Raw genomic sequence first — 13,085 nt, 5'->3', positions numbered from 1 at the left:
TGTCAAAACATGGTTGTAAGACCTTGGCAATCCACGGGGGTGCATGGCATGGTAACGGCTGATCAAGGGAAACATCTGACCTATCGTGACGGTGCGGCAGGTCGACACCCGGCTCTCCCCTGCGCGGGGAGGCTCGGTCGCTCATAGGTGCTCGGCGCGACGGCGGGTCCTTCCGTCGAGCGCCGGCCCCACGATGGGGAGGTCAGGTCCGACGATGAGTACCGCCGAGGCATCCGCCGGCACGCAGCGCGGCGACATCGCCGACTGGCTCCGGGAACGGGTCTCCCACGCCGTCTCCGAGTTCACCGCCGCCACCGCGTTGGTCGTCCTGTTCGTCGCGCTGACCTTCGCGAGTCCCTACTTCCTGACGGCGGACAACCTCTTCAACATCGGGGCCCAGACGGCGGTGATCGCCATCATCGCCACCGCGCAGACGATGGTCATCATCACCAAGGGCATCGATCTCTCCGTCGGGTCGGTGGCCGCGCTCGCCGGCGTGCTGGGAGCGATGACCGTCCGCGACCTCGGCTTCTCTCTCCTGGCGGCGACGGCGGTCGCGATCGGCGTCGGCGCGCTGGCCGGCCTGTTGAACGGCCTGCTGGTGACGGCCGCCCGGATCCCACCGTTCATCGCGACGCTGGGAACGATGTCCGTGGGCCGTGGTCTGGTCTTCATCATCACCGGCGCGGTCGGCGTCTACGGCCTGCCCCGGTCGTTCCAACTGCTCGGCAACGGGGAGATCCTCGGCATTCCGTTCGCCGTCGTGATCACCGTCCTGGTCGCCGTCGGGGTCGCCTTCCTGCTCTCCCAGACCCGCTTCGGCCAGTACACCTACGCGATGGGCTCCAACCTGGAGGCCGCGCGTCGCTCCGGCATCCGGGTCGGCCGTCACCTCACCGGGGTGTACGTGCTGGCGGGTGTGCTGGTCGGGCTCGGCGGCATGATCGCCGCCTCCCGGGTCAACTCCGGCCAGCCCAACTACGGGATCTCGCTGGAGCTCGACGTCATCGCCGCCGCGGTCATCGGCGGAGCCAGCCTGTTCGGAGGGCAGGGCCGCATCGTCGGGACGATCATCGGCGCCTTCCTCATCGCCCTGGTCCGGAACGGGGCCGTCCTGCTCGACATCAGCATCCACTACCAGCAGGTGATCGTCGGCCTGATCATCTGGGCCGCCGTCTACTTCGACCAGTACCGCCGCCGGCGGCTGGAATCGCGGGGTTGACATGCCATTCCACGAGTCCGAACGAGGAAGGACACCCACCATGGCACACACCACCACCAGTCGACCGACGCGCACGCGTCTTGTTCGTGCCCAGGCCATCCTGGCCGCGGTCGCGGCCACCGCCCTGCTCAGCGCCTGCGGCGGCGTCGAGGTCCGGGACGGCGGCGGCGACGGCGCGAGCAAGGACGCGAGCGGGCCGTTGAAGCTCGCCGTCGTACCGAAGGCCGTCGGCGCCGACTACTGGAACACGGTGAAGGCGGGCGCGGAGTGCGCCGCGCAGCGCGCCGGGGACGTCACCGTCCAGTGGGACGGGGTGACCGCCGAGACCGACGTCGAGGGCCAGGTCAATCTGATCCAGAACTTCGTCACCAAGAAGGTCGACGGCATCGTCTACGCGGCGACCGACTCCAGCGCCCTGGCGCCCGCCACCGACCAGGCGCTGGCCGCCAAGATCCCGGTCGCGATGATCGACTCCGGCACCAGCCCGCAGCCGTCTAGCGTCCCGCTGTTCGCCACCGACAACCGCGCCTCGGCGACCGAGGCGGCGAAGCTGCTCGCCAAGGAGCTGGGCCCCGGCAACCACGACGTGGCCCTGGTGGAGTTCCAGCCCGGATCGCAGACCAACACCGAGCGGGTCGACGGCTTCAAGGCCGGCCTCGCCCAGTTCCCCAACCTGAAGCTGGTCGGCCAACAGCCGAGCAAGAGCGACGTCAACGAGGCGCGGCGGGTCACCGAGAACATCCTCACCGCGAACCCCAACCTCAAGGGCATCTTCGCGGCCAACGAGCCGAGCGTGCTCGGCGCCGCCCAGGCCATCCAGGCGGCGGGCAAGTCGGGCAAGGTCGTCATCATCGGGTGGGACGCCGCCCCGGACGAGGTGGCCGGGCTGCGCAGCGGTCAGATCTCGGCGCTGGTCGTGCAGAATCCGTTCAAGATGGGCTACTTCGGCGTCGACAAGATGGTCAAGCACCTCCGGGACAAGGCGCCGCTCGCGTCCGCCGACACCGGCGTCACCTTCGTCACCAAGGAGAACATCGACACGGCGGAGATCAAGGCGGTGCTCGAGCCCAGCTGCGCCAACCCTCCGGTGCAGTGATGGGAACGACTCCGACGGCCACCGCCGACACCGCCGACCTGCCGCCCGCCGGTGAACCGCCGGTCCTGGAAGCTCGCGGCATCGTCAAGCGGTTCGGCCACGTCGAGGCGTTGCGGGGCGCCGACTTCACCGTCCACCGAGGTGAGGTCGTCGCACTGATCGGCGACAACGGCGCCGGGAAGAGCACGCTGATCAAGACGCTCTCCGGCGTGCACCCACCGGACGAGGGCGAGATCCTCGTGGGCGGTCGCCCGGTGCAGTTCTCGACCCCGGTCGACGCCCGGCGGGCGGGGGTGGAGACCGTCTACCAGGATCTGGCCGTCGCCGACGACCTCAGCGTGGCCGCCAACCTGTATCTCGGGAGGGAGATCCTGCGCTCCGGACCGCTCGGCCGGCTGGGCCTGCTGGACAAGCGCGCCATGCGGCAGGGCGCGGCCGCGGCCCTGGACGAACTCGGGGTGCGGATCCCACGGGTCACCACCCCGATCGCCATGTTGTCCGGTGGCCAACGGCAGTGCGTCGCGGTGGCCCGTGCCATCATCTGGGCCACCAACGTGGTCATCCTCGACGAACCCACCGCAGCGCTCGGCGTGGTCCAGACCGGGCGGGTTCTCGACGTGGTCCGACGCGCCCGCGACGCCGGCATGTCGGTGGTGCTGGTGAGCCACAACATGCCGCAGGTGCTCGACATCGCCGACCGGGTCGAGGTGCTGCGCCTCGGCCGCCGCGCGGCCCGGCTCCGCGCCGACGAGGTCACCACCGACGACCTGGTGGCGGCGATGACCGGGAGCACCAGCACGGACCGGGACGAGCGGTGACGACGAACGTCCCGGCCGACGGCGACGGCTGGCACAGCCGGTGACAGGCCCCCTCGGTCGGCGGACCGCGGTGGACACCGCGCGCCCACAGGTGCGGTTCAGCCCACTGGGATTCGGTGCCTCGCAGGGCGGCAACCTCCACCGGAGGACGTCGGACGAGGCGTTCGCCGCCGCGGTGGACACCGCGTGGGCCGGGGGTGTCCGATACTTCGACACCGCGCCGCACTACGGGCTCGGCCTGTCCGAGCGGCGTCTGGGTGCCGCCCTGCGCTCCCGCCCCCGTGCCGAGTACGTGGTGTCCACCAAGGTCGGTCGGCTGCTCGTGCCGTCGCCGGAGACCGCGCACCTGCGTGACCCGGAGGGGTTCGACGTGCCCGCCGACCACCGACGGGTCTGGGACTTCAGCCGCGACGGCGTACACCGGTCGGTGGAGGCGAGCCTTCGACGCACCGGCCTGGACCGGATCGACGTGGTGTACCTGCACGACCCGGACGACCACTGGGAGCAGGCCGCGTACGAGGCGCTGCCGGCGTTGGTGGAGCTGCGCGAGCAGGGCGTGATCGGCGCGATCGGCGCCGGGATGAACCAGTCCGCGATGCTGGCCCGCTTCGTCACGGAGACCGACGTCGACGTGGTGATGTGCGCCGGCCGGTACACGCTGCTGGAGCAGGGCGCGTTGACCGACCTGTTACCCGCCGCGCAGGCCCGCCGCGTCGGGGTGGTGATCGCCGGGGTCTACAACTCCGGGCTGCTGGCCCGGGACCTGCCGCCCAGCGACGCCGCCTACAACTACCAGCGGGCGCCGGTGGAGGTGGTCGGTCAGGCCCGGCGGATAGCGCGGGTCTGTCAGACGTACGGCGTCACGCTGCCCCAGGCGGCGTTGGCGTTCGTCCGTCGGCACCCGGCCGTGGTCTCGACAGTGGTCGGCGTGCGGGACGCGGTCCAGGTGACCGAGACCCTGCGCCGGTTCGACACCGAGGTCCCGGACCAGCTCTGGGCGGCGCTGTACGAGGCGGGGCTGCTCGACGTGCAGCCGTAGCGTCAGCGGTCAGGGGCCCGTCACTCGGTGGTGGTCGCGTCCCCGTCGTCGGGCAACCCGTGCAACGACTCCTCCACACCGATCAGGTGGTTGGCCATCCGGGTGCGGGCCCGCTCCGGGTCACGCGCCACGAGGGCCTTGAGGATCGCCACGTGTTCGTCATGGGTACGCCGGTCCGCGCCCTCCTCGTGCAGGCTCCGCCAGAGCCGCCCGCGGATGGTGCGACCGGCGAACGCCTCGATGAGCCCGACGAGCACCGGATTGTCGGCGTGCACGGCGATGATCCGGTGGAAGGCGATGTCGATTTCGAGGATGCGTTCGTGGTCCTGCGGTGACTGGCCGACCATCCGGGCCGCCTCGTCGAGGAGCTCCCCGGCCTGGGCGAGTGCCTCGTCGGTGATCCTGGTGGCGGCCAACCGGGCTGCCTCGCACTCCAGCAGCCGCCGGACGGTGTGGATGTGCCGAGGGTCGTCCTGACCCTGGAAGTCCACCACGAAGCCCATCGGGGCCAGCAGTTGCGGCGCGTCGAGGTTGGTGACGTAGGTGCCGTCACCCTGGCGGATGTTGACGATGCCGAGGATCGACAGCGCCGACATCCCCTCGCGCAGCGAGCCGCGCGAGACGCCGAGGGACTCGGCGAGGTCCTTCTCGATCGGCAGGCGGTCCCCGGGCTTGAACTTCCCGTCCAGGATCATCCGCTTGATGCCGTTCACCACTTCGTCAGTGCGTGACATGGTCCCCCTAGCGGCCAGCGGATGTGGCCGTCCCACCCGCGATCACGTACGGCTCCGGAGATGACACGGTAGTCGGGTCCGCCGCCGCCCAGTAGTGGCCGTCGGGAAAGCGGTAGAGCGCGATCGACTCGGGACGCATCCGGGTGGAGTAGCCGGGCTGGTCGGGCAGCACGTAGCCGCTGCCCGAGCCGGTGTCGCGGATGACGCACGGGTCGGTGAAGTGCTCGTGCAGGTGGTCGACGAACTCGGTGACCCGGTTGGTGAGGTCTCCCGAGACCGCGACGTAGTCGAGCACCGACACGTGCTGGACCATCTCGCACAGCCCGACGCCGCCGGCGTGCGGGCAGACCGGTACGTCGAACTTCGCGGCGAGGAGCAGCACGGCGACGATCTCGTTGATGCTGGCCAGTCGACCGGTGTCCAACTGGCAGAAGTCGATGGCCCCGGCCTGGAACAGCTGCTTGAACATCACCCGGTTGTGGCAGTGTTCGCCGGTGGCGACGCCGATCGGGGCGACGGCCCGGCGGACGGCCGCGTGGCCGAGGATGTCGTCGGGGCTGGTCGGCTCCTCGATCCACAGCGGTGTGAACGGGGCGAGGGCGGTGACCCACTCGATGGCCTGGCCGACGTCCCACACCTGGTTGGCGTCGATCATCAGGTTGCGGTCCGGGCCCAGGATCTCCCGGGCGATCGCGCATCGGCGGATGTCGTCGTCGAGGTTGGCGCCCACCTTGAGCTTGACGTAGCCGTAGCCGCTGTCGACGGCTTCCTGGCACAGCCGGCGCAGCTTGTCGTCGCCGTAGCCGAGCCAGCCGGCCGAGGTGGTGTAGGCGGGGTAGCCGGTGCGGTCCAGCTCGGCGAGGCGCTCGGCCTTCGTGCTCTCCTTGGCGCGCAGGATGGCCAGTGCCTCGTCGCGGGTCAGCGCGTCGGACAGGTAGCGCAGGTCCGCGATGTCGACGAGCTGTTCGGGGGTCATGTCCACCAGGAGCCGCCACAGCGGCTTGGCGGCGAGGCGGGCCACCAGGTCCCACGAGGCGTTCAGCACGGCCGCGAGCGACAGGTGGACGACGCCCTTCTCGGGCCCGAGCCACCGCAACTGCGAGTCGGAGGTGAGGAGGCGGTAGACCGCCCCCATGTCGGCCGCCATCGCCGCCACGTCCATGCCCACGAGGAGCTGTGCCTGGTGGACCGCCGCGGCGGCGACGATGTCGTTGCCGCGACCGATGGTGAAGGTCAGTCCGTGGCCCGCGAGCGGCGCGCCCACGCTGTCGGTGCCGTCGGTGTGCAGGACGACGTAGGCCGCCGAATAGTCGCCGTCCTTGTTCATGGCGTCTGACCCGTCAGCGGTCAGGGAGGTGGGGAAGCGGACGTCCTCGACGGTGACAGCAGTGATCTGCGGCATGCGCTCCTCGCCCGACTAGGCAAAAGATCAGATGATCATTCGGAGTATACGGAGGCTGGTTCAGGCACGTCAACGACGTCGATCACCCGACCGAGGCAGACATCCAATGTTTCTGATCGATATCGGTCTTCTGGTGAGAGATGCTTGCCGCCTGGCGTGTGCGGACGCCGAGCGACCGCCGCAGCGGTGGAGATGTCCCGCCGGAGCGGCCCGCGTTCGCGTACGGGCGCTGATGTCGAACCCCAAACCGCTGGTGGTGGTCGCGTGCTGTGCGAAGTGGAGCCCCGGCCCGCAGGGTGGGTCGAATGCCGGACGGCGGTGCGCGGGTCGGAGCGAGGGTCCGGGTCAGTGGCGCACCGAGGGTTGTGAAGATTGGATGTTCACCCTGACTACTGATATCGACAACGAAGTATGAGCAACGTTCCTTACATCTGGATCCTGCATACATCGCATCTTTGTGGAGCGTTGCCGGCTGTCCCGCTGCCGTGTCGCGCCGCTGACCGCCGCTTCCCACAGGCGTCGGCCGCCCGGGTCGGGTGGCCGGGGGTGCGGTCGGGTGACGGTCGTCACCGCCTCCGCCGCCGACACGCCCACACCGACATGTGGGGTGTGACAACCGCCGGGTCCCTATATATGGTGTCGAGCGCAGCTGGTTCGACCGCTCACCCAGGGCGGTCGAGGCAAGAGGGAACCCGGTGGAAATCCGGGACTGTCCCGCAGCGGTGAGTGGGAACGACAGCCGTCATCAGCACTGGGCCACGTTCGGCCTGGGAAGCGACGGCCAGTAGGAGACCGGCGAGCCCGGTCGCGCCCACGAGTCCGAAGACCTGCCAGCGCGCCGCGTACCCGCACCCGGGTGTGCGGCGGTCCGAGGCCGCGTGGGACGGCTGACGCCACCTGATCCCACGCCGCCCCGGCGTGGCGTCCGTCGGTGTCTGTCTCCGCGCGTTCGGACCTCCAGGTCTCGAACTCCGAGGAGCGAGTGGTGACAGTCACCCAGGTAGTCCCGGCCAGCACCGACGCGGCACTGCGGCGGACGCCGATGCAGGTCCGCAAGCGCGACGGCGCGACCGAACCCGTGGACGTGAACAAGATCGTCCGAGCGGTGGAGCGGTGGGCCGACGACCTGACCGACGTCGACCCGATGCGCGTCGCCACCCGCACGATCAGCGGCCTGTACGACGGCGCGACGACAGCGGAACTGGACCGGCTGTCCATCCAGACCGCGGCCGAGATGATCGGTGAGGAGCCGCAGTACTCCCGCCTCGCCGCGCGGCTGCTGGCCGGCTACGTCGACAAGGAGGTACGCCGGCAGGGCATCACCTCGTTCAGCGCGGCGATCCGGGTCGGCCACGCCGAGGGTCTGATCGGGGACGACACCGCCGCGTTCGTCGCCGCACACGCCACGACCCTCGATGCCGCCGTCGACCCGGACGGCGACCGCCGGTTCGAGTACTTCGGCCTGCGCACCGTCTACGACCGCTACCTGCTGCGCCACCCCACCAGCCGGCTGGTGCTGGAGACCCCGCAGTACTGGCTGCTGCGGGTGGCCTGTGGTCTGTCCCGCACGCCGGACGAGGCGGTCGGCTTCTACCGGTTGATGTCCAGCCTGGCGTACCTGCCCAGCTCACCGACGCTGTTCAACTCCGGGACCCGGCACACCCAGATGTCCTCCTGCTACCTGGTCGACTCCCCGCTGGACGAGTTGGACTCGATCTACGCCCGGTACGCCCAGGTCGCCAACCTGTCGAAGTTCGCCGGTGGCATCGGCATCGCGTACTCCCGGGTCCGCTCCCGGGGAGCGCTGATCCGCGGCACGAACGGGCAGTCCAACGGGATCGTGCCGTGGCTGCGCACCCTGGACGCGAGCGTCGCGGCGGTCAACCAGGGCGGCCGGCGCAAGGGCGCCGCCTGCGTCTACCTGGAGCCGTGGCACCCGGACATCGAGGAGTTCCTGCACCTGCGGGACAACACCGGCGAGGACGCCCGCCGCACCCACAACCTCAACCTGGCCAACTGGATCCCGGACGAGTTCATGCGCCGGGTCGAGGCCGACGAGATGTGGTCGCTGTTCGACCCGCACGAGGTGCCCGAGCTGCCCGACCTGTGGGGGGAGCGGTTCGACGCCGCGTACCGAAAGGCCGAGGCGCAGGGCCGCTACGTGCGGCAGGTTCCGGCGCGGGAGCTGTACGGGACGATGATGCGCACCCTGGCCCAGACCGGCAACGGGTGGATGACCTTCAAGGACGCGTCGAACCGGCTGTGCAACCAGACCGCCGAGGACGGCAACGTGGTGCACCTGTCCAACCTCTGCACCGAGATCGTCGAGGTGTCCAGCGACACCGAGACCGCCGTGTGCAACCTCGGCTCGGTGAACCTCGCCGCCCACCTCACCGACGGCGACATCGACTGGGAGCGGCTGCGCGCCACGGTGCGTACCGCGGTGACCTTCCTCGACCGGGTCATCGACATCAACTACTACCCGACCACGCAGGCGGCGGCGAGCAACCCCCGCTGGCGGCCGGTCGGGCTCGGGCTGATGGGCCTGCAGGACGTCTTCTTCGCACTGCGGCTGCCGTTCGACTCGCCCACCGCGCGGGAGCTGTCCACCCGGGTCAGCGAGGAGCTGTACCTGACCGCGCTGGAGACCTCCGCCGACCTGGCCCGACAGTACGGCGCGCACCCGTCGTACCCGCAGACGCGGGCCGCGCGGGGCCAGTTGCAGCCCGACCTGTGGGGTGTCGAGGGTACGCAGACCGCACGCTGGGACGCCCTGCGGGAGCAGGTCGCGGCGCACGGGCTGCGCAACTCGCTGCTGGTGGCCGTCGCCCCGACCGCCACCATCGCCTCGATCGCCGGTTGCTACGAGTGCATCGAGCCGCAGGTGTCGAACCTGTTCAAGCGCGAGACGTTGTCGGGGGAGTTCCTCCAGGTCAACACCGCCCTGGTCCGCGAGCTGAAAGCCCGCGGTCTGTGGACCGACCGGATCCGGTCGGCGATCAAGCGGGCCGAGGGGTCGGTGCAGGACATCGCCGAGCTGCCGGCCGGCGTCCGGGAGTTGTTCCGCACCGCGTGGGAGCTGCCGCAGCGGGCGCTGATCGACCTGGCCGCCGCCCGGGCCCCGTTCATCGACCAGTCCCAGTCGCTGAACCTGTTCCTGGCCGCGCCAACCATCGGCAAGCTCTCCTCGATGTACCTGTACGCCTGGAAGGCCGGCCTGAAGACCACCTACTACCTGCGCTCGCGCCCCGCGACGCGGATCCAGCAGGCCACCGTCAGCGCCGTCGCGCCCGTGGCCGTCGCACCCGTGGCTCTCGCGCCCGTCGCCCTCGACGCGGAGGCGCTGGCCTGCTCGCTGGAGAACCCCGAGTCGTGCGAGGCCTGCCAGTGACGCCCGCCGCCACCACCGACGCCACCGACGCCCGCACCACCGACACGAGGACCACGCACATGCTGCTCGACCCCGGGATGGACCTCACCCTGCGTCCGATGCGCTACCCGCACTTCTTCGACCGCTTCCGCGACGCCATCCGCAACACCTGGACGGTCGAGGAGGTCGACCTGCACGCCGACCTCACCGACCTGGACAAGCTGTCCCCGGCCGAGCGGCACCTGGTCAGCCGTCTGGTGGCGTTCTTCGCCACCGGCGACACGATCGTCGCGAACAACCTGGTGCTCAACCTGTACCAGCACGTGAACAGCCCGGAGGGTCGCCTCTATCTGTCCCGGCAACTGTTCGAGGAGGCGGTGCACGTCCAGTTCTACCTCAACCTGCTCGACACGTACGTGCCGGACGAGACCGAGCGGTTCGAGGCCTTCGCCGCGATCGAGAACATCCCCTCGATCCGTCGCAAGGCCGAGTTCTGCTTCCGCTGGATCGACTCCCTGGGCGACCTTCGGGAGCTGCGCTCGCGCGAGGACCGGCGGGCGTTCCTGCTCAACCTGATCTGCTTCGCCGCCTGCATCGAGGGGCTGTTCTTCTACGGCGCGTTCGCGTACGTCTACTTCCTGCGCTCCCGTGGCCTGCTGCACGGTCTCGCCTCCGGCACCAACTGGGTGTTCCGCGACGAGAGCATGCACATGGCGTTCGCGTTCGACGTCGTGGACACCGTTCGCACCGAGGAGCCGGACCTGTTCGACGACGACCTCGCCGAGCAGGTCCGGCAGATGCTCACCGAGGCCGTCGAGTGCGAGGTGCAGTTCGCCGAGGACCTGGTGGGCCAGGGTGTGCCCGGCCTGACGTTGGCCGACATGCGGGAGTACCTCCAGCACGTCGCCGACCGCCGACTCGCCCAGCTCGGCATCGCCCCGCACTACGGGTCGAGCAACCCGTTCGCCTTCATGGAGTTGCAGGACGTGCAGGAGCTGTCCAACTTCTTCGAGCGGCGGGTGTCGGCGTACCAGGTCGGGGTGACCGGCACCGTCGCCTTCGACGACGACTTCTAGGCGGCAACCGATCCGGGGGCCTGGCGTCGCTTGGTGAGCCACCGCATCACGTCCAGGGGGTGCGACGCCGGGTCCGGAATCGGGTGGAAGACGTGTTCCACCACGCCGTCGGCGATGATCAGGGTCAGCCGCTCGTAGAGCGTCATGTCACCGGCGGTGCGGGTCGGCAGGCGCAGCGCGTCGGCCAGGGTCAGCCTCGGGTCGGGGATCAGCGGGTAGGGCAGCCGTAACCGGTACGCCAGTTCCCGCTGGTACCCGGTCGACTGCGCGGACAGTCCGTACACCCGGGCGGCACCGGCCGCGCGAATCTCCGCGTGGTGGTCACGGAACCAGGCGGCCTGCTCGGTGCTGCCCCGGGCGCCGTGGACCTCCAGCAGCCCGTTGGGCAGGTCGACGCCCGGCCGCCCGGTCAGTGGGTACACGAAGATGACGGTGCGTCCGACGCCGAGCGCGCCCAGGTCGACCGGGCGGCCGTCGGTGCCGTAGAAGGACGACGACGGCAGGCTGGTGCCGACCAGCGCGGCGGGGTCGCCCCCGACCTCACCACCGCCGGGTACGACCTGGGTCGCCGCCGCGTCCAGGCGTGCGTCCAGGGCGTCGCGCTGGGCGGTCAGCCTGCCGATCCGCTCCTGCAGGGTGGTGATGGTGCTGCGGTACGTCGCCACCGCCGCCGCGCACACGTCGGCGTCGTCGGCGCCACCGGCGATCGACTCGACGAATGGCCGGGTCTCCTCGACGGTGAGGCCGAGCGCCATCAGCTCGCGGATCTGCGCCACCAGCCGCACCGCGATCGGGTCGTACTCGCGGTAGCCGTTGCCGAGCCGCCGGGGCACGACCAGCCCCGCCGACTCGTAGTACCGCAGTGCCCGGACCGTCGTCCCGGTCCGTCGTGCCAGCTCACCCACCCGCATCCCGCGACCCTAAACCCGCACCCTGGGGTACGGGTCAACGTGTCCATCGTCGCGGTGCCAGGACCGCCGTTTCCTGCCAGTCTGTCGGCGAAAGGCAGTGTGACCAGGGAGTGTGTGTGATGACGGTGATCAATCGGGTGCGTGCTCGGCAGATCCTCGACAGCCGGGGCAACTCGACCGTCGAGGCCGACGTGGAACTCAGCGACGGCTCGGTCGGCCGGGCGGCCGTACCGTCCGGTGCGTCGACGGGGGCGAACGAGGCGGTCGAGCTGCGCGACGGGGACCCCGCCCGCTTCCACGGCAAGGGCGTCACGACGGCGGTCGCCGCCGTCAACGGCGAGATCGCCGACGCGGTGCTCGGGCTCGACGCCGAGGACCAGGCGCTGATCGACGAGACGATGATCGATCTCGACGGCTCGAAGGACAAGGGTCGACTGGGCGCCAACGCGATCCTCGCGGTCTCCCTCGCGACGGCGAAGGCAGCGGCGTCGGCGCACCGGCAGCCGCTCTACCGCTACGTCGGCGGCGTCGGTGCCCGCCTGCTGCCGGTGCCGATGATGAACATCGTCAACGGTGGCGTACACGCCGACAACCCGCTGGACTTCCAGGAGTTCATGATCGCCCCGGTCGGGGCACGGACCTTCGCCGAGGCGGTCCGGGTCGGCGCGGAGGTCTTCCACACCCTGAAGGCGTCCCTGGCCTCGGCCGGTCACCAGACCAACGTGGGCGACGAGGGCGGGTTCGCCCCGAACTTCTCGACCGCCGACGAGGCGCTGCGCTTCGTGGTGCGCGCCGTCGAGGACGCCGGCTACCAGCCGGGAACCGAGGTGGCGATCTGTCTCGACCCGGCCAGCTCGGAGTTCTACCGCGACGGCGTCTACGACTACGCCGGCGAGGGTCGCAGGCGCACGGTGGAGGAGCACATCGACCACCTGGTGGACCTGGCCGCCCGGTACCCCATCAGCTCGATCGAGGACCCGATGGCCGAGGACGACATCGCCGGCTGGCAGCGGCTGACGGCACTGGCGGGGGACCGGGTGCAGTTGGTCGGCGACGACGTCTTCTGCACGAACGTCGACCGGTTGCGCGACGGCATCGAGGGTGGTTACGCCAACGCGATCCTGGTCAAGGTCAACCAGATCGGCACGCTCACCGAGGCCCTCGCGACGGTGGACGCCGCCCACAAGGCGGGGTACCGGGTGGTGATGTCACACCGCTCCGGCGAGACCGAGGACACCACCATCGCCGACCTGGCCGTGGGCGTTGGCTGCGGCCAGATCAAGACCGGCTCGCTGTCGCGTTCGGACCGTACGGCCAAGTACAACCAGCTCATCCGCATCGAGGAGGAGCTCGGCGACCGCGCCGTCTACGCGGGGAGTCGCTGACGGCACCGCACCGCGCGTCGTTCTGTCGGTCA

The 13,085-nt window shown here is 70.2% G+C and carries 10 protein-coding genes and 1 riboswitch; of the genes, 7 read left to right on the top strand and 3 right to left on the bottom strand.

Features of this window, described 5'->3' with window-relative positions:
• Positions 1 to 214 precede the first annotated feature (214 nt).
• The 4 genes from GA0070612_RS23935 (at position 215) to GA0070612_RS23920 (ending at position 4,175) form a co-directional block, all read left to right on the top strand.
• A complete protein-coding gene (locus GA0070612_RS23935) occupies positions 215 to 1,222 on the top strand; it encodes an ABC transporter permease (RefSeq protein ID WP_088989952.1) in 1,008 nt (335 codons plus the stop codon).
• Between the two features lie 40 nt (positions 1,223 to 1,262).
• Entirely contained in the window at positions 1,263 to 2,318 is a 1,056-nt protein-coding gene (locus GA0070612_RS23930; protein WP_088989951.1) for an ABC transporter substrate-binding protein, read from the top strand.
• Positions 2,318 to 3,136 (top strand): ATP-binding cassette domain-containing protein, encoded by an 819-nt coding sequence (locus GA0070612_RS23925; protein ID WP_088989950.1) that lies wholly within the window; start codon positions 2,318 to 2,320, stop codon positions 3,134 to 3,136. Before GA0070612_RS23930 ends, GA0070612_RS23925 begins: the two co-directional genes overlap by 1 nt.
• Positions 3,137 to 3,206: 70 nt before the next feature.
• Positions 3,207 to 4,175: an aldo/keto reductase gene (locus GA0070612_RS23920; protein WP_088991728.1), complete on the top strand. Its 969-nt coding sequence runs from the start codon at positions 3,207 to 3,209 to the stop codon at positions 4,173 to 4,175.
• A gap of 20 nt (positions 4,176 to 4,195) precedes the next feature.
• Here GA0070612_RS23920 and GA0070612_RS23915 read toward each other — a convergent pair whose 3' ends face one another.
• A complete protein-coding gene (locus GA0070612_RS23915) occupies positions 4,196 to 4,909 on the bottom strand; it encodes a FadR/GntR family transcriptional regulator (RefSeq protein ID WP_088989949.1) in 714 nt (237 codons plus the stop codon).
• A 7-nt stretch (positions 4,910 to 4,916) separates the two neighbouring features.
• The gene (locus GA0070612_RS23910) at positions 4,917 to 6,311 is read right to left on the bottom strand and encodes an enolase C-terminal domain-like protein (protein ID WP_088989948.1); all 1,395 of its coding nucleotides are present in this window, start codon (positions 6,309 to 6,311) and stop codon (positions 4,917 to 4,919) included.
• Positions 6,312 to 6,944: 633 nt separating this feature from the next.
• Positions 6,945 to 7,160, top strand: a riboswitch (cobalamin riboswitch).
• 193 nt (positions 7,161 to 7,353) lie between these two features.
• Between GA0070612_RS23910 and GA0070612_RS23905 the strand changes: the two genes are divergently transcribed.
• Together GA0070612_RS23905 and GA0070612_RS23900 are read left to right on the top strand one after the other, a co-directional pair.
• Positions 7,354 to 9,702, top strand: a complete 2,349-nt coding sequence (locus GA0070612_RS23905; protein ID WP_231924694.1) for a ribonucleoside-diphosphate reductase subunit alpha — start codon at positions 7,354 to 7,356, stop codon at positions 9,700 to 9,702.
• 59 nt (positions 9,703 to 9,761) lie between these two features.
• A complete protein-coding gene (locus GA0070612_RS23900) occupies positions 9,762 to 10,757 on the top strand; it encodes a ribonucleotide-diphosphate reductase subunit beta (RefSeq protein WP_088991726.1) in 996 nt (331 codons plus the stop codon).
• On the opposite strand, the gene GA0070612_RS23895 is transcribed toward GA0070612_RS23900, so the two are convergent.
• Positions 10,754 to 11,668, bottom strand: a complete 915-nt coding sequence (locus GA0070612_RS23895) for a MerR family transcriptional regulator (RefSeq protein WP_088989947.1) — start codon at positions 11,666 to 11,668, stop codon at positions 10,754 to 10,756. The two genes, GA0070612_RS23900 and GA0070612_RS23895, sit on opposite strands and share 4 nt — an antisense overlap.
• A gap of 119 nt (positions 11,669 to 11,787) precedes the next feature.
• Here GA0070612_RS23895 and eno point away from each other — a divergent pair, with 119 nt between their 5' ends.
• Positions 11,788 to 13,053, top strand: coding sequence for a phosphopyruvate hydratase (eno, locus tag GA0070612_RS23890; RefSeq protein WP_088989946.1), 1,266 nt, complete (start codon positions 11,788 to 11,790; stop codon positions 13,051 to 13,053).
• Positions 13,054 to 13,085: the final 32 nt, after the last annotated feature.

It is taken from the genome of Micromonospora chokoriensis, from assembly GCF_900091505.1.
GTDB lineage: Bacteria > Actinomycetota > Actinomycetes > Mycobacteriales > Micromonosporaceae > Micromonospora > Micromonospora chokoriensis.
The sequence above is the reverse complement of the archived record's forward strand: the minus strand, read 5'-3'. Positions and strand labels throughout refer to the sequence as shown.